The following is an 18,510-nucleotide window of genomic DNA, read 5'->3' on the forward strand; positions in this document are numbered from 1 at the left end:
CCGTATGCACAAACCTGGAAGATGACGTGGCAACGATTATAAGTATTAATCAAAAACGATGGCAGATTGAAGAATGTTTCCGGATTATGAAGAGTGAATTTCAGGCCAGACCGGTATATCTCAGTAGGAAAGATCGAATCACGGCACATTTCATTACCTGCTTCACCGCCCTGATTCTTTATCGCATTCTAGAGAAGAAGTTAGGTGAGAGTTATACCACTGAAAGCATTATAAGAACACTGAAAGAAATGAACATGCTGATAGCTCCCGGTGAAGGATATATCCCTGAGTATACACGAACCGACCTTACAGACAAACTCCACGACACATTTGGTTTTAGAACGGATTACGAGATTGTATCTCAAAGAGAAATAAAAAAGATTATAACTGCAACGAGAAAGTAGAAATATTGCTAGAATTCAAAAAGAAAACAAGAGCTCATAAATGGCGTAATTACGCCGTTTATGGGCTCTTGACTCTTTCGCAACTGTCAAAGACGGGATTTTAAGACGAAAATGCTACTTCGTCAATTCCTATTGAGAAGCGGTATAAGCAAAAATTTTTTAAAAACTTTTATAATTTTTATAAAAGTTTTTATTCTTAACGAGTATCGCACGCGTAGTGTGCGATATCTCGTTTGTTCTTATCTTCGATAAGCCCGTTTCACATAGTCCAATCTGGCGCTGAGATTCTCCAGCATGGCATCCAGCACAGTTAAAGCCGTCATGGCTTCCACCACCACATTGGCCCGCTCTACCACCGTAGGATCGTGACGTCCCTTGATGGCGATGGTAATTTCTTCTCCCGCTTCATTTACCGTTTGCTGGGGCTTGGAAATGGAAGGTGTGGGCTTAAAGCCGGCTCTGATACGAATGGTGCTTCCGTCACTCATTCCCCCCAGAATACCGCCGCTATGGTTGCTGCCCTTTCGCAAGCTTCCCTCAAAGGAGCTTGTTCCTTCCGGCAAGGAATGAGGACAACTATCCTTCCCTGCCGCATCCCGCTCTTTCTCTTCTGATTCGTAATCTTTCTCTTCCATAAGGAAAAATGCATCATTGTTCTCGGAGCCAAGGCTCTTGGACACTTCGATGCCGTCTCCGATTTCCACCGACTTTACCGCACCGATGGACATCACGGCCTTTGCCAGGGAGGCATCCAGCTTATCAAAAACCGGTTCCCCGATGCCGGCAGGAAGTCCTTCCACCAGACATTCCACCACTCCTCCGGCAGAATCCCCCTGCTCCCTTAAGGAGAGAATCTTCTGTTCCGCCAAAAGCTCCGCCTTCTGCCGGTCTTCTGTCAGGGAAATGCCGGCAAGCTCGATGACCTTGGCCCGGACGGAAACCCCCAGTTCCAAAAGCATTTTCTTGGCAATGGCTCCCGCCGCCACTCTGGCAATGGTTTCCCTTCCGGAGGAACGACCTCCCCCCCGATAATCCCGAAAACCGTATTTGGCAAAAAAGCCGTAATCCGCATGGCCCGGGCGAAAGGCATGGGCAATTTCTCCGTAATCCTTGGAGCGCTGATCCTCGTTCCACACGACCATGGCAATGGGAGTACCGGTGGTTTTTCCCTCGAAAATTCCGGAAAGAATCTCCACCTTGTCCCCTTCCTTCCTCTGAGTCATCTTCAGATTCTTCCCCGGACGGCGCCGTTCCAGCATTTCCTGAATATCCTCTTCCGACAGGGAAAGCCCTGCGGGGCAGCCATCTACAACCACCCCCAGGGCCTTACCGTGGGATTCACCAAAGGTACTGATATGAAATATTTTTCCAAACTGACTTCCCGCCATTCCTTACCCCCGACACTCTACCATACAGATGCTGTTTGGTTCATCCACTTCCAGCTCTCTTGCACACATGGTTAAAAGTCCCTGCTCATAATCAATGTTGAAAAAGGTAATGGTACCGCTTTCATTGTTGGCTACCGCAAGGTGCTTTTCATCCGGGAAAATGCAGAAATCCTTAGGATATTCGCCGGCAATGGGAAGGCTTCCCTTCATGGTTAAAAGCCCTGTCGCTTTATCTCTGTCATAGATAGTGATGGTATTAATTCCCGCATTGGACACGAAAAGATGAGAAGCATCCGGATCCGGAGAAAAACGCATCTGGCAAGCGGCAATTAAGGGGTTGTTTTCCTTATCGTTATGGGTGGAAATGGTCTGCAGCTTCTCCAGCTTCACCTCCGAGTCCTTCTCTCCCTCGGAAAAATGATACACATCCACCACATTTTTTAATTCATACAAAAGATAGAGGTAATTCCTGTCCGGGCAGAAACGGAAATGTCTTGGGCCGGATTGCAGTTCGCAGCGCAAAGTATCCACCTGTCGCATCTTCCGATCCGCCTTGTCGAAACGGAAAATCTTTACCTGATCAATTCCTAAATCCGCCACCAAAATAAACTTCTGGTCATCCGTCATACGGGAGCAGGAAACATGGGGGCGGAAGGTACGCTCCGCCACGGAACCGATACCCTGGTCATAAACGCCGTCCACAATCGGGCCTACAGAACCGTCCGCTTCTAAGGACAGCAGGGTGGACTTTCCGTCATGGTAACCGGACACCATCAGGTACTCCCCCTTCTTGTCTACGGCAAGGTGGCAGCCGCGCATTCCGCGGATATTTCTGGTATTTAACTTACTCAGGTTTCCGTTATCCAAAATGCGGAAGGAAACAATTCCCTCATCCGCAATGGAATAAAGGGTTCTTTTATCGGGAGAAACCGCCACATAGGAGGAGTTGTTTACTTCCACCTCTGTTCTTTTTTCAAATCTTCCCTTTTCCATATCCACATCACAGATGGTTATGCCCTTGGCAGTGCCGGTGTATGAATAAGAACCGATATATGCTACATATTTTGAGCGCATTTTTCTTCCCCCTTTTGCCTTTTGGCTTCACGCAGCCGACTTTTTGCTACACCCGGCCGCTTTCTTCCTGCAAAGAATTCCGCTGTTTCTAAACGCCCCTATTTTAGCAAAAAAATTTCGGAATAAAAAGCTTTTCTAAAATTTCTAAGAGTACAAAAATCCCCTCCCTATGGACTTTCTCCATAAAGAGGGGTTCTGTCAGATTTTTTTCAAATAGGGTTTTGGAAACTTTGATCTTTTTTCAAATAAGGTTTAGGAAACCTTGATTTTCTTCCAACGGTCATTGTACTTGGCTTCGTCCTGTTCTCCCAAATAGCTGAAGACCTCTCCCTTTTTCAAAACCTCCGCCATATCCGGAAATACCGCTTTATTTTCCGTATATTCCGGCGGCAGAAGCTTCAAGGCACCTACGTTTGGGGTGGTATAGGTAATGTACTCGAAATTCTTCGCCGCAATATCCGGGCGGCAGAGGAAATTAATCCATTTTTCCGCATTTTCCTTATGCTTAGCGTTCTTGGGAATTACCCAACCGTCTACCCACAGGTTGGTGCCTTCCTCCGGAATCACATAGTCCACTTCCACGTCCGTGCCTTCCAGCTCTCCCTGCACATAGAGGATTTCTCCGGAGTAAATGACGCCTACCGCCGCCTCTTCTCCGATCATCTTGTCTCGGACCTGATCCACCACATAAGCCTGTACCAAGGGCTTCTGGGCAATCAAATCCTTCATGGCCTCATCCAACTCCTTATCATCCACGGTGTTCATGGAGTGGCCTTCCTTCTTCAACGCCACCATAAAGGCATCCCGGACGGAATCCTGCATCAGGATTTCTCCCTTCAGCTTCGGATTCCAAAGATCCGCCCATTTGGTGGGGTAGGGCACGCCCAGCTCATCCAGCATTCTTTTGTTATACAGAATGCCTACGGTTCCCGTGGTATAGGGTACCATGTAGCGATTTCCCGGATCGAACTCCGCACACATTTCCATATATTCTTTTCCGATTTCCTTGATATTGGGAATGTTCTTAAAGTCGATTTCCGCCAAAAGATGGTTCTGCATCATCTTCTCAATCATGTAATCCGAGGGGCAAACCGCATCATACAGCACTCCCCCCGCCTCGATGACAGGATACATTTCCTCGTTGGTTTCAAACATATCGTAAACCACTTTGATGCCGGTTTCCTGCTGAAATTCCGTAATCACCTCCGGGTCGATATACTCTCCCCAGTTATAGACATTGACTACATTGTCCGTCTTGCTTTGACCCTCTCCCTCCGGACTCTCTGTGGACTCCGCCTCCTTCGGTCCGCAGGAGGACAAAAGCAGGGCGCTGAAAAGAAGCATTAAGCCTGCTGCCAGAGGCAGAAAAAGCTTTCCCCCCTTCTTTTTGGCAGCCTTTCCTGCAAGCTTTTCTTCAGTCTCTCTCAAATTGCACCAAAGATTCTTTTCCGTATTGTTTCTCATGCCTTTTCCTCCTTTCTTCCCATAAAGCTCGGGGCAAAATTAGCGATTAAAAGGATGATAAAGACTGTAACGAAAATCAAGGTGGAAAGGGCATACATACTGGGATTGATTCCCTTTCTGACCTCCGCATAGACCAGGGTGGATATGGTGTTGATGCCGGCACCTCTGGTAAAGTGGGTAATGATAAAGTCGTCCAGACTCATGGTAAATGCCAGCAAAAAGCCGGACAAAACTCCCGGCATAATATCCGGAAGCACCACCTTGAAAAAGGCATAGAGAGGCTTTGCCCCAAGATCCAATGCCGCCTCATAGCTCACCTCCGAGCTCTGCCGAAGCTTGGGCAAAACGGACAAAAGCACATAGGGCAGATTAAAGGTAATATGGGAAATCAAAATGGTCTTAAAGCCCAGGCTGATTTTGAAGGCGATAAAGCAAAGCATTAAAGAAATACCGGTTACGATATCCGCATTCAGCATAGGCACATTGCTGACACCGATAATCAGACTTCTGGGAAGCACCTTCATTTTCCGAAGAGCCACCGCCGCCATGGTGCCGAGAATCGTAGCAATAAAGGCAGACAAAAAGGCAATCACAAGGGTATTTTGCAAAGCCTGCATAATATCCTCGTTTTGAAACATCTCCACATACCAGCGAAGACTGAAGCCGGTAAAATGGGCTCTGCTCTTTCCCGCATTAAAGGACAGGGCGGTAAGCATGAAGATGGGTGCGTAGAGAAAAAGCACCACCAAACCCAGATAGGCATTTTCCAAAATACGAACAGATTTCTTTTCCATTAGAAAATCGCCCCCTCTCCGTTGTCATAGCGGGACAGTATGGCCATGGATGCGATGATGAAGACCATTAAGATCATGGACAGTCCCGAACCCACGTTCCAGTTGGAATTCACCGTAAATTCCTGCTCGATGACATTTCCGATGAGGAAAATCTTGCCCCCTCCGAGAATGTTGGAAATGGCAAAGGTGGTCAGCGCCGGCACGAAAACCATGGTCACACCGGACACAATGCCGGGAATGGATAGGGGCATAATCACCCGGAAGAGGGTGGTGAAAAAGCTGGCCCCAAGGTCGTAGGCGGCATTGATAGTATTGTCATCAATTTTGCTTAAAGTATTGTAAATGGGCAAAATCATAAAGGGCAGGAAGTCGTAAACCATACCCAAAATAATGGCATAGGGGGTGTTGATTAGGCTCTGGGTAGGTAAATGCAGAGCCATCAAAACTTCGTTCAACACGCCCTTTCGCTCCAAAAGAGTCTGCCATGCCAGGATGCGGAGTAAGGAGTTCATCCACATAGGCAGGATAAAAATAAAGGCCACAAAGGAACCCTTTCCCACCTTTTTGTTCCGAAGCACCATCGCTAGAGGAAAGGCCAAAAGAAAGCATAAAAGGGTACTGCAAAGGGAAAGAAGCACCGCCAGATACAGGGGCTTGTAGTTCTCCCATAAAAAAATCTTTGTTAAGTTATCTAAAGTAAATGCACCGGTCTTGTCTGTAAAGGCATAGTACCAAACCAAAAGTAAGGGTATCACAATAAATCCACCCATCCAGATCAGATAGGGGGCGGCCAGAAGCCTTGTTCCTTTATTCTTCAATGCCCAATGCCTCCTCGTCTTCAGACTCGGGCTTATTCATAATTTGAATATTGGAGGGACGTACATAAATCCCCACCTTTTTCCCCGGCTCATGCATTTCCGTAGAGTGTACCAGCCACTCGAAGCCATCCTCCGTGGTACATTCCATCTCGTATATTTCTCCCTTGAAAATGATGTGGGTCATGGTTCCCTTCAGAATCGCACGATCGTCTCCCTCTTCCAGGATTTCCACGTCCTCCGGACGAATCACCACATCCACAGGGGTGTTTTTTCCAAATCCCTCATCTATACAAGGGAAGTTGGCACCAAAAATACGCACCAAACGGTCCTCCAGCATGATGCCGGGGACGATGTTGGAGTCTCCGATAAAGTCAGCTACAAATGCATTTTCCGGTTCGTTATAGATTTGTTCCGGGCTTCCTGCTTGTTGAATATAACCCTGATTCATTACCACCACATAATCCGACATGGTCAAGGCCTCTTCCTGATCATGGGTGACATATAAAAAGGTAATGCCCAATTCATTTTTCAAACGGATAAGCTCATATTGCATCTCCTGCCTAAGCTTTAAGTCTAAAGCCCCCAGGGGTTCGTCCAATAAAAGTACTCTGGGTTCATTCACTATGGCTCTGGCAATGGCGATTCTCTGTTGCTGTCCTCCCGATAGGGAATCCACAGAACGTTTTTCATACCCTTGCAGATTCACCAGCTTTAAGGCGTATTGAATCTTCTCTCGAATATAGCTTTCCGACATCTTCTTAATCCGAAGACCGAAGGCAATATTCTCTGCAATATTCATGTGGGGAAACAGGGCGTACTTCTGGAATACCGTATTCAGCTGCCGCTTGTTGGCCGGCAATCCTGTGATATCCTGTCCGTCAAATAAAACCTGTCCCTTGTCCGGCTGGGTAAAGCCTCCGATAATCCGTAATGTGGTGGTCTTTCCACATCCGGAGGGTCCCAGTAGGGTAACAAAGCTGTTCTCCCGAATCGATAAATTCAGATCATCTAAGATCAGCTCTCCGTCAAATGTCTTGGTAATTCCTTTTAAATCAATCAGCGTTTTTTCCAACTCATAAAAACCCCCTTCTTAGTATTTTGCCCTTTTCTTTTTTCCAAAAAAAAAGCAACGTGTCCATTGTATCAAAAATGAACGCAAATACAAGAAATTTACGAAGGAAATTTCGTTAGACTTTAAAATGGAATTTTAGAAGCTTTATGAGCTTTATAAACTTGAGAAGTCTTAGGAGTTTAAGTCCTTTTAGGACTCGGACTCCATTTCATACAAGGTTACATAACCGCTCTTTGGCTTTGCTTTATTTTTCTCAGCCCCGGAAGCGCCCTCTGCAGGGAGCGGAATCTTTACGGTTTCTCCCGCCTCGGCGGAAATCCCCGACGAAGCGCCCGAAGGGGTTCCCAAAGAAGCGTCCGAAGGGGTTCTCAAAGAAGAACCCGATAGTGCCTCCGAAGAAAACAGCGGGGCGGTTTCCTGTCCTCTATAGTTGTCCTCCGGCATCAAAAGCTTAGCGGTAGCCTCTCCCTCCTGCTTCCAGGGAGCCTGCTCCGCCATTCTTCTCTTTTCTTCCTGCTTTTCTTCAGAACGCTTCCGAAGAAATTCCATATCGATTTTTCCCTGTAGGGAGAAGCCTTTTTTCTTTTGTTCCTCTCGCTTCCTTCTCAGGATTTGAATGTTCTTCTTCTGGCGACTTCCGCTTAAGTACAGGAAGACTCCGGGAATCCGAAAGAGTATGAAAAGAAGAATGCTGCAAAAAAGAAAGACAAAGCCCAGTATAAAAAACAGGCCGGAATATTGATCCACCGCTAACCATTTCATCCCTTATCTTCCTCCTGTGAAAAGACATTCTGAACGGCAATCTTCGCATCCATCAAGGTCTCCTCCAACGTTTTCTTCTTCTCCTCCGTAAGCTCACTGTTCACACTGATTTTCGGAAGCAGCATCTCTATACGAAGTAATGCATCCTCCATGGCGGAACGAGTCACCTGATCCGCCCGCATCTTTCCGGCATACTGCTCGATGCTTTCCGCCATAAACTCCAGAAGCTCCAGACGAACCATTTCTCCCTCTTCTTCCTTTACCGCAACCTCCTGGAAGAGAGTTTGGAAATCTTCAAAAAGGGTTTTGTACATGCCCTGATCGCTGGCCTCCACGATATTGGTGGCAATATCCCGATAAAAGCTTCCGATTCTTTCGTACACTAAGGCAATGCTCTTCTTGGAATCCCCATCCTCCAGATATTCCAAGGCATTGGCAAACCAGGGCGCTGCACTTTTCGCCCGCTCCATCCGTCCTGCATTGTCCTCCCCTTCATAGTAATACCAGAAGGCTTTTCCCAGCTGGAAGCAAATGTCACCATACTCCTCGGGATGCTTTAAAAGAGCCGCCCTGTTTTTCCGTATCAGCTCCTCCAAGGTTCCCGCCTCTTCCCGGCTAAAGACCTGATCCGACTTGTCAGATTGAATCAAGCCCAGATAAGCCTCCTCTCTGCCCTCCATATCCGGCATATTGGCGGCTTCCAGATAGTTCTTCTCCTTCTCCGCCCCGTCCTGCTGCTCCTCCGCATTTTGCAGGAGCATGGTATAGCGCTCCTCCTTCTGGCTCTGGGAAGAGAGGAGGAAGCTGAAGCCCAGAGCAAAACAGATGCCGGACAGGAACAGGGTGAAAAGAAAGAGATGAAACTTTCCTCTCTGCTTCTTATAATAGCGTTCATCACTTTCTTCCACGTGGGAAATGGCGTAAAGAAACTCCTCCGCATTTTGATAACGTTGCTCCGGATCCTTCTCCGTGGCGCAGAGCAAAATGTTTTCCAGACCCTGAGAAAGATTGGGGTTAATGCTTCGAATAGGCTTGATTTCATAAGGAGGAAGAGAGGGATTATGGCCGGTTAAAAGGTGATACAGGGTGGCTCCCAAGCCGTAAATGTCGGTCCTTTCATCGGTTTGTCCCAAGCCCCCGAACTGCTCCGGCGCCGCATAGCCCACGGTACCAAGACAGGCGGTATCCTCGGTTTTATCCGCCTTAAATTCTCTGGCGGTTCCGAAGTCGATGAGGGAAAGATTGCCATCCGGCTTCAGGATAATGTTGGCCGGCTTCATGTCCCGGTAAATAATCGGGGGAGTCTGGGCATGCAAATAGGACAAAACATCCAAAAGCTGTTTTGCCCATTCAATCACATAGTCCTCCGGAAGACTTCCCTGCTCCTCCAGAAGTACCCTAAGAGAGTTCCCCTCCACATAGTCCATAACAATGAGGAACACATCCTCTTCCTCAATCACGTCTACAATGGTGGGAAGGTTCGGATGGCGGAGGCGCTTCAAAAGATCCGTTTCCACAATCAAGCTTTGCTTCACCGCTTCAAAGTCCATTACACCGGACTTTCGCACCTCTTTTACCGCCCAGGTTTTGTTGGCCTTCTCATTGATGGCCATATAAACCGTACTCATTCCGCCATGACCGATTTCACTCAGTATTTTATATTTTCCGTCTAAAACGGAACCGATTTTCAGCATAGTTTAACTAAACTTCCTCAAAGACTAGATGGTACTGATGGCTATTGCCGTAAGGTTGTCCCGTTCCTGTCGTTCCAGATTCCAGCGCAGTAAAATCTTTAAAGCGCCCTCCAAATCCTCCAAAGACTCTCTTCTGTTCCGCTGAAGAACCTGATAGAGCTCCTCCCCGGAAACCTCATGGCGAAAGCCGTCCGAACAAAGCAGATAGGTAGCCTTTGGCTCCGGTGCGCCGAAGAAGAAATCCGGATAAATCTGATCCGATGCCCCGATGCATTGCAGGAGAATATTGCGCCGGGAATCCTTTTCCGCATCGTAGGCGGAAAGCTTTCCCAGATCCACCTCCCGCTGCACCACGGTATGATCCCTTGTAAGCTGTCGGATGCCCGCTTCCAAAGCATAGGCGCGGGAATCCCCAATATTCATAATATAATATCGCTCCTCCGTCATCAAGAGGACCGTAAGGGTAGTGCCCAGAGAGATGCCCCGTTCCCTGCCGTAGGCATGAAGATATTGGTTGCAGCGGTTTACCAGCTCTGTCCATTCTCTCCGTATTCCCGCATCGACAAATTCTCCCAGGGCATAGTCCGCTAAATGCTCCTTTCCCCAGGCCTTAAAGGCCTCCACCACGGTTTTGCTGGCGAACTCTCCCTGTTGCAAACCGCCCATGCCATCGCAAAGAATGGCAAAAACTATATTTCCCCGCTCCGTTCTTCCCTGTTCGAAGAAATAATAGTCCTGGTTGACTTCCTTGACATTTCCCACTGAAGAAACTGCCATGGTGACAAAGTCCATCTCCACTCCTTTCCGTCTATCTTCTTCCCTTTAATCTTCTCCGCTTCAGCTCCTGTAAGAGGCTCGGGCCGTTGACTACGCAGGACAGTCCCATTAAGCCTGCAACAGTAGCGATGGCGGCATTTCTGGCAAAGTTTTTCTGAGAAATAAGACGAAGCAAAGGATTGTTGGTAATCACGAAGTCGGAAACTTCCTTTCGGCTTTCATTGCCGGCTGCATCTCTTGCTACCACCAAAAGCTTATGTCGTTTTCCCTTTTCTCCGGAAATCTGTAAGGGGAAGCTGTCCTTAGCAACCGCTTCCTGTAAACTCTTGTCCCTCCAGCTTAGTTCTTCCGTTCCATCCACGGTGGCATCCACCTGCTCCAGCCACAGGTTATCCTGTACGGATAAATCCAGATCCAGGGCATCACCACGGTATACCCCCTGATTGTCCACATTGGAAAGCAGGATTCTGGGGGGTGTTCTGTCGATACCGAAGCGAAGCTCCGCCCCTCTTTCGGTCTGTTCCGTACTGGCAAGGTTTCCTGCCTTATCCTGAGAGGAAATCTGCAAATGATACAGACCTTCCTTGTCGAAGTTATCCTTCTTAATCAGATAATCTCCCCGATACCATTTTCCGTTACCGCCGGAGCGCGTAGTCTGATACTCCGCCCCCTCGGAAAGGGCATGCTTCTCCTCATTTCTGTATAAGGTCAATGCAGAAGACAAAACCTCATCCGCATTGATTTCCGAAATCAGAATCTCTTCTCCCTCTTTCTGATAGGTACCCTGCAGTGCCTTCGCCCTGTCGGACAGAAGATAGGTGGAACCGAAACGATTTACGGAGAACCAAAGCTCCTCCGTAGTTTCATTTCCCGCCATATCCACAATCTTTGCGGAAAGCCGATACACATCGTCCGTCTCCGGCTCCTCCGGGAAGTTTTGGAAGGAAAGATTTCCCTCTTCTCCCCCGGCGGAGCTTTGGTAAACAATGCCCTCTTTCTCCTCCTGCTTCTGCTTTTGAGACTCGGTTTCCTCCATAGACTTCTGCATAGGAAGGTTTAAGGCATCCGTTCTGGCTATGGAAATGCTGCCACCCTGCTGAGAAGACAGCTCATGCTCTCCATGTACCTCTCCTATCAGCTTTAAGGACAAAGCATCCTGATCCAGATAGCGATCCCCGTAAGAAATCTTGGGACTTACCTCTCCCTTATTGGCAGACTCATTCAAAATATCACTGATCGTCAGACCGGGAGCCGTTCTATCAATAACAAAATGATCCTCCGGATAAGCCAGGGCCTCATTTCCCGCCAAATCCTTCACCCGGATGTTGAACTGATAGTCTCCATCCTCTTCATAGGAAATGCTTGCCTGATGATGAAGCTCGGAAACGCCCCGACCTTCTCCACCGCTAAAGGAAGACAGGGCACTGCCATGTGCCTCTCTGCCGCCATCCTTCAACACGGAATAGTCCACAAGATCCGAACGGAAATTTTTCTCCTCAATGGAAATCTCCGCCCTTCTTCCTTCCTTGTAATAAAACTCATGGTTTGGGGTATTGTTGTCATAGCTTACACTGAGTACAGGGGCTGTTTTATCCACGGTAAAGTCCAAAGCTGCCTGAGTACCCTCTGCATAGACTAGCTCTTCCATGGCATTTCCGGCCAAGTCCTCTCCGGTGATGGAAAGCTGATAGTCTCCGTCCTTATTAAAGTAAATACGGCTTTCCCATCTGGTACTGTCTCCGCTTCCGGAAACCTTTTGGAAGGAATCCCTTTCCACTTCCAAAAGCTTGGTACCCTTTCCTTCCGCCGGATCCGTAATCAAAATCTTAAAGGAATCCTGGGAGAAATTTCTCTCCTCCACAGTAATCAGCGCGGTACGGTTTTCCTTAAAATAAAACTCATTTTCCACACGATTGTTGTCGAAAGATAAGGTGACTCTTGGTTTTGTAATATCAATGCTAAGACGCTCTTCCTTTACCGTTTGGTTTCCGGCATTGTCCACTGCCTTGATTTTCAGTAAAACGTCATTACTGTTGTTGTCCTTAGCCAAAATCGTAAGAGCATGAGCATCATCATAGGACTTCTTTAAGTCGTTTAACTGGGGCTCCTCCTTGGAAAAATGATAGAGAGAGCCTGCCTGGGTTTCTATACCGTCTCTGTATACGGTATAGGTCACATCCTTTAAGCCGGCATAGCTGTTTCCTGGGCTGGGCTCCGTTACGGAAATACCTACCATTACATCCTTTTTATAGAGGCCATTTTTCTCCTCTTCCTTCGGTAAGGTGATATGAATTTCCGGATTCTGCTGGTCTAAAATTACCCCGTCAGAGCTTAGGTAATACTGATTTCCGGCCATGTCCTTTAAGTGGACATAGGTAATAAAGGTCTCATTAGGAGAGACTTCCTTGGACCAGTAACCGTCCTTTACTTCGCTTGTAACATTCTTAAAGGCAGAACTTGCCTGCAGGTCTGCAAGACTCATCTTCTCCCTTGTCCGAAGAACTTCCACCAGCCCGACACCGCTTAAGTTATCCTCCGCCTGTAAACGAATAACCTGCTTTTTATTGCTGAATCGACCAAAGCTGATACGATCCAGGAGCTTGGTCCAAAGGGTTCCATCCTTAGAACGATCCCAATCACCAATCTTCAAGGCACCTGTGGGGGCTTTTCTGTCCACCACAAAATCAAAGGCCGCCTTGGTCTCTCCTACTTCGATGGGAGCATTTTCATTGCCCGCCAAATCCTTTACCTTTAGGCCAAGATGATAAATGCCGTCTTCGGTAAACTCTACCAAGCAGGTATATTTATTTCCCTCTTTCGTCCAGTTATTTAAGCTCTTCAAATATTCCGCATGGTTCCTTGCGGTAGATACCGGATTGCCCGCCTTGTCCTTTACGGAAAAATCCACCTGAAGAGAAGATAAATCCAAGTGGGCATCTTCGATTTCGATTTTTCCCCTTCTTGCTTCTCTAAAGTATTTCTCATTGGCCAGGCCGTCATTGGATAGGGTAAGCCGAATCTTAGGGGGTGTTTTATCCACTACCAAAATGTTGGAGGCGCTGGCGGTTCTTCCGGAAAAATCTGTGGTATGTAAGTTCACCACATATTTACCATCTTCACTTAAGGAAAGCTCTGCCTTATTCAAGGTGGAATCGGAAGCCTTTTCCTTCTTCCAGCTTATATTGTTCGGCCGTATACTTCTTTCCCCTGTTCCGGAAGAAAGGCTGCTGGAACTTGCCACAGCAGTTCGCCCCTCCACCCTATCCGGGGTAAATATATAAGAAAGATCGGTGGCTGCCGGATTAAAGTTTTCTTCCAGCACATTGGCCTTCAGTTTAACATCCTTGGCAAAGTACCGTACCTGTCCGCTTTCGGAAGAAGGGTCAAAGAAAATCTTGGGATCCGTATGATCCACAGTGATAGCCAGTTCTCCATTCTTCTCCAATCCTAAAGTATTCTTCCATTCTAAAGGATTTCCGGAAGGATCCTTATAGGCAAAGGACAAACGATAATGTCCTTCCTCGGTGAAATTCATTGTCAAATCATTCTGTTCCCCATTAGGCATGATTTGCACGAAGGAAGTAGAATTGTCCTCTAACAAGCTCTCTCTTCCATCACTAATGAAAGCGGAATTCTTCTTTAAGGTGAGAGCTTCCCTATTGCCCTGCACTCTATAGGAACTTTCTTTGTCTTCTCCATTTCTTCTGCTATAAACCTTCAAAGAAAAATCCTGATCCTCAGGAAAAAAGTTCTTTTCTTCCACTCCAAGACTTAAAATTCCCTGATTCTGAAAATAAAAATGGTCTCCTACTCTTTTATACGAATCTGTAAACTGAAGTCTAGCCTCCGGCTTTTTGCTATCTACAACCAAAAACTCATCGTTAATTAGAGTGTGCGTTCCAAGCTTGTTATTGTCTGCATTATCAACCGCATAATATTCAATCTTGCCTCGGAATTGAGGATCAATCTTGATTTTTGCAATCGCCGTATTCTCATCCGGTCTGCTAAAGTTCTCATCACCATCGCTAACCTTTAGCCATGACCCTGTTCGAATAATACCATCACTATCCTGATGCAGATAACGGTAACGGAAAGTATCTACCTTGGAGGTTTTATCCTTGGCTTTTAATTCTACTTCAAGCGTGTCCCTATAGAAGCCATAGCCTCCTAGGCTTTTCAGTCTGGACTCTTTATCTTTCGTATAGGAAATGGAAGAAAGCTCCGGTTCGGTAGTGTCTATCTTATACTTTCCAAGAACCTTTCCCTCTTTTAGTCCCAGTCCGATTCCCTCTTTTGTTTTAATGTAGACAATCTTTCCCTCAGGAGACTCACTGTCTTCTCTCAGATTAATCTCCGGCTCCCAATCTCCATGTTCCCAGGAGTCACTATAAGATACTGCATATTTACTACCATTATTTTGAGCAGTAATCCTCACATTCTTATTGTTCCAGCCCTTGACATTAGCTTCTTCTTGAATGTGAAGATAATCGGAATAATCCGGATAAACCACATTAATCTCCGCATAAATGGTCTTTGGATCATAATTTCCTGTTGGGTCAACAGATGTAGCAGCTATTAGGACAGGACCAACTTTACTGTTTTTAAAAGTAAGGACTCCTGTCTGTGCATTAAAATCAGCAATATCCTCTCCTGCTTCAAGCTTATAACTTACACTCGTGCCTGTAGCGCCTCTGGTACTTACGCGAAAAGAATGTTTCCCTAAAGTCCATCCTCTTTCCTGATTCTCCTTTCCGTAATGCACGGTATACCGGAATACCTTATTCCCTCCCCTTTCTTCTTCACTTGGCTGTCCAAAATCTTTTAAACTAAAGGAAAATTGGTTCTGGTTCCCGGGGGTAATCGTTATATAAATTATCTCCGGTTCAGTCGTATATATTGTTCCATCCTTAGGGTCTACCCAATCATCTACTCTGGCCTCTATTCTAGCCTTTCCAATATGCCTCATTCTTATTATGCGTCTATTTTCATCAAGTTCAATAGAAGCATTTAATTTAGGAGAAACAATAGAGTAGTAAACCTTAGCTTTAAATATTTCATTAATTTCCGGCTGAATCTCTTCACCCTTTTCCAGCGGTTTAGTAATAATTTTATTTGTAATGATTTCTCCATTAAAGCGTTTTTTTACAACTAAACTCTGACGAGCTTCTAAAGCAGTGTGATTGGCGTCCTCGGGTACTCTGGCGATGATGGTATATCTTCCGGAAGTACTAAGTGTAAAAGCATCCAGCTCATAAATCCGCTCTCTATGCCCTGTAGAATTTACAAGGTAATATTCTATTTGGGGTACAGTTACATCCCCTTCCTCCCCGGCCTTTTGATAGTATGCTTCCAAAGGAATAGGATCGCTTTCCCCCTCCTTCAAAATTACATCATTTACCGGAGGAAATACTAAGTTTCCTTGCCACTGCTTTTTCTTTTTTTGATTCAACTCAAGCTCTATAGTTCTATGCAGGTCATCCGGTAAATTTCCGTCTGTAATACGTTCTTCATATAAACCAGACGTTTCATAAGACTCATTACTGCCTCGTACACGAATCTCTATCGTATAGTTTGTGGTCATATAGTTCGACGGAATTTCCTGGGAAATTTTTCCATCTTGATTGGTTTGTCCGGTATAAAATGAAACTTTCTGAACAATTCCATAAGTCGGATGTATCTTATTAGAAGGTTTATCTTCACTATAGTTCGAACTGCTATAAAAATGTGGGAATCCGTCACTCTTATCCCAGTTGACTTGTTCTTTAGTATAGTTACCGTCCGGTTCTATTCCGAAAGTACTGGAGCTAGTCTTTTCGTTACCTTCATCTCCAATAAAAGAAGCTGATACCTTTTCCTCCTCATCTTCATCCATCACGGAAGAAGACAGCACGTTTTCATCTGTCTCTTCTGTCTTTTTTGCATCGATTTTTTTATATACAACAAGCTCTACCTCCACCTTGATTGAGCCGGCTCGTTCTGAGTTATGATCTACAAAGGAAAAATCTAGTTTTGTAACTTTCTCTTCTTGACTTCCTTCTGCTTGACTTCCCTCTACTTGACTTCCCTCCGCTTTCCATTCTACAGGAAATTGAAAAAGCACTTGTAATATAACAAGGCACAGGGCTATCAGCCTCTTTCCTCTCTTCCCCAAGATAAAGCTTTTCATAAATTACTCCTTCTTCCACAAACCGAGACAGAAGCATTTCTTCTATCTCGGTTTCTTTGCCTTTTGCATTGTTGAATTTCTGCTTAGAATTACTATTTTTTCTATTTTAGCTTTTCCCTAAAATAGATTCTATAAGCATTTCTATAAAACATAATGGCTGTTTTACTTTTTTTGCACCACTCCATTCACTACCCATCTTCCTTCCGCATCCACTGCATAGCCATCGGGAGTAGTGGTGTTTCTATAAAGAGCACCCTCATTCTGTCCTTGCAGGTCTAAGTAGTAGCAGTTTCCGTCAATCCACTGCCAACCGGTGAGCATTCTTCCCTTCCATCCGTCAGAGTTTGGGAAGAGGTAGTATTTACTACCGTTTACCTCTACCCAGCCTGTAGCCATATAGCCGGAATCCAGGAAATAGTACCAGTAGGACTTTCCGTTATAGGCTTCATAGCCCCAGCTGTTCTTCGGATAGCTTCCGTCCGCTCTTTTGTACCACCAGCCCTTTTCATCCTGCATCCACTGTCCTCCGGATAGAGAACGGTCTACACCAAGTACCTGTCCTGAAAAACTACTGCTGACCTTAAAGCTTCCGGAACCACCACCGGAACTTCCCCCTGAGCCACCGGAGCCACCACTTGATCCACCGGAACTACTGGAGACAGCTTTAGAGGTTGAACCGGAATTGCCTGTATTGCCGGAGTGATTTTCTTTCTTCTCTACTTTTACCGCATCGAAGAAAGGCGAGGTTAATTTTGTAATAGTTGTCATACCATAATCAGGAATAACCCTGCGGACTTCATAGGGCTCATTATTGACATAAAACTCTGTACCATTGCCATAAACATCATCAGTCTCCGACACTAAGAAACGATAGTTATCAACTGTATAATAAGGACGGATCACGTATTTTACCTGATAACGTCCTGCAGGAAAAGTCATACTCTCCTCCTGAGATGCCCTAATATTCCCATTTTCTCCTAATGCATTTGGATAGCTCTCCAAAAAGAGCTTAAACTGCTCCGGGCTTTCAGGGAAATGATTCATAAAATTAGTTATAAAAGGCTTAGCTATATTGGAACCTTGGATTTCCGTACCATCTTTTAAGACAATCTTCTCCACTTGGAGCGTTGCCCTCTTCATAGAATCTCCCACCTTAACATTATGGATGTCAAAGCTGGAACGGAGATATACTTTCGTCATAATCTTTGCTTCCTTCACGGTAAAAGCTTCGCTTTCAAAGGTATAATATCTATATTTTGCATCTTCCCGTTGCATAGCTTTCAAATTATCTTGATCATAACTATGTACCCCTTTCTGATAAAAATACCTTTCCTCCACAGAAACACTTGTATAAGCAAATATACCATCTCCATCCTGTTCTGCTATTGGTAAAATATAAAATTGGCTCTTCTTTCCTTCCGCAAGTGTATATACATAGTGATACTCCCCCGGGGTAAAGTAGTTGAGATTGTACGGTACCCACTGACCATTTACTTTCTTTTCCACTTCCCTCTCCGGGAGAATTTGATAAAGATCCGGGCTAGGATTGTTGATGACTCCAACTTTTCCTCCTCTTAAGGCAATACCTGTTACATTTACCTTTTTATCTCGAAGCACTCTCATGTGATCTCTTGCGGGAAAATCCCAATCTTCAAATGAAACATGCAAAGTTACAATCTTGTTATCAAGTGGTTTTGTTACTACAGCACTTCTAAACCCTGAATATCCGGAGGTCACTACCGTAGAGTCTGTTCCCCTTATACTTTCTGTAGAGTCCTCTGTGAACTCACCCTTTCGCTCAGCAAGCTCCTCGAGGTCTTCCGCATCAGTAGTCGACACTTCTTCCTCTATGGACGCAGTTTTCCCTTCCACAGCAGTCTCTTCCGGAAAATCGTCTAAGCCTTCTACAGTTCCTGCTGTTTCAGCAGTTTTTTCTACCTCCGGAACGTAAGTATCCTTATTGTCTAAAATATCCGCATAGCTTGCAGGGGCAAAAAGCCCTGTGCAAAGTACTGCACTCAGTCCTAAAGCCAGCATGTTTTTTCTTCTCATCTCCATCATCCTTTCTTATTTCTTGCCATTTCACGATATAAAATT

General features: G+C 45.8%; 12 protein-coding genes. 1 reads left to right on the forward strand and 11 read right to left on the reverse strand.

Annotated features, from left to right (window positions below; translation table 11 throughout):
* Window positions 1-404: transposase (locus tag RYO92_RS08395; protein WP_315370097.1), on the forward strand; the 404-nt coding region annotated here is incomplete at its 5' end.
* Window positions 405-643: 239 nt separating this feature from the next.
* On the opposite strand, the gene aroC is transcribed toward RYO92_RS08395, so the two are convergent.
* The 11 genes from aroC to RYO92_RS08450 all read right to left on the reverse strand — a co-directional run bounded on the left by aroC (window position 644) and on the right by RYO92_RS08450 (window position 18,465).
* Window positions 644-1,792 (reverse strand): chorismate synthase, encoded by a 1,149-nt coding sequence (aroC, locus tag RYO92_RS08400; RefSeq protein ID WP_314833343.1) that lies wholly within the window; start codon window positions 1,790-1,792, stop codon window positions 644-646.
* 3 nt (window positions 1,793-1,795) lie between these two features.
* Complete coding sequence (locus tag RYO92_RS08405; RefSeq protein ID WP_308578891.1) at window positions 1,796-2,866, reverse strand: lactonase family protein; 1,071 nt, start codon at window positions 2,864-2,866, stop codon at window positions 1,796-1,798.
* 252 nt (window positions 2,867-3,118) lie between these two features.
* Window positions 3,119-4,210, reverse strand: coding sequence for an ABC transporter substrate-binding protein (locus RYO92_RS08410; protein WP_314833351.1), 1,092 nt, complete (start codon window positions 4,208-4,210; stop codon window positions 3,119-3,121).
* Window positions 4,211-4,326: 116 nt separating this feature from the next.
* A complete protein-coding gene (locus tag RYO92_RS08415; protein WP_007158112.1) occupies window positions 4,327-5,124 on the reverse strand; it encodes an ABC transporter permease in 798 nt (265 codons plus the stop codon).
* Window positions 5,124-5,942, reverse strand: a complete 819-nt coding sequence (locus RYO92_RS08420) for an ABC transporter permease (RefSeq protein ID WP_315370098.1) — start codon at window positions 5,940-5,942, stop codon at window positions 5,124-5,126. The genes RYO92_RS08415 and RYO92_RS08420 overlap by 1 nt, the downstream gene beginning before the upstream one ends.
* Window positions 5,932-7,014 (reverse strand): ABC transporter ATP-binding protein, encoded by a 1,083-nt coding sequence (locus RYO92_RS08425; protein WP_315370099.1) that lies wholly within the window; start codon window positions 7,012-7,014, stop codon window positions 5,932-5,934. Before RYO92_RS08425 ends, RYO92_RS08420 begins: the two co-directional genes overlap by 11 nt.
* A gap of 189 nt (window positions 7,015-7,203) precedes the next feature.
* Window positions 7,204-7,776: a hypothetical protein gene (locus RYO92_RS08430; RefSeq protein ID WP_315370100.1), complete on the reverse strand. Its 573-nt coding sequence runs from the start codon at window positions 7,774-7,776 to the stop codon at window positions 7,204-7,206.
* A complete protein-coding gene (locus RYO92_RS08435) occupies window positions 7,773-9,470 on the reverse strand; it encodes a serine/threonine protein kinase (protein ID WP_315370101.1) in 1,698 nt (565 codons plus the stop codon). Before RYO92_RS08435 ends, RYO92_RS08430 begins: the two co-directional genes overlap by 4 nt.
* A gap of 24 nt (window positions 9,471-9,494) precedes the next feature.
* A complete protein-coding gene (locus tag RYO92_RS08440) occupies window positions 9,495-10,262 on the reverse strand; it encodes a PP2C family protein-serine/threonine phosphatase (RefSeq protein WP_183684343.1) in 768 nt (255 codons plus the stop codon).
* 16 nt (window positions 10,263-10,278) lie between these two features.
* Window positions 10,279-16,413, reverse strand: coding sequence for a hypothetical protein (locus RYO92_RS08445; protein ID WP_315370102.1), 6,135 nt, complete (start codon window positions 16,411-16,413; stop codon window positions 10,279-10,281).
* A gap of 162 nt (window positions 16,414-16,575) precedes the next feature.
* Window positions 16,576-18,465, reverse strand: a complete 1,890-nt coding sequence (locus RYO92_RS08450; protein WP_315370103.1) for an N-acetylmuramoyl-L-alanine amidase family protein — start codon at window positions 18,463-18,465, stop codon at window positions 16,576-16,578.
* Between the last annotated feature and the right edge of the window lie 45 nt (window positions 18,466-18,510).

It is taken from the genome of Oribacterium sinus (assembly GCF_963553175.1).
Classification (GTDB): Bacteria; Bacillota; Clostridia; order Lachnospirales; family Lachnospiraceae; genus Oribacterium; species Oribacterium sinus_B.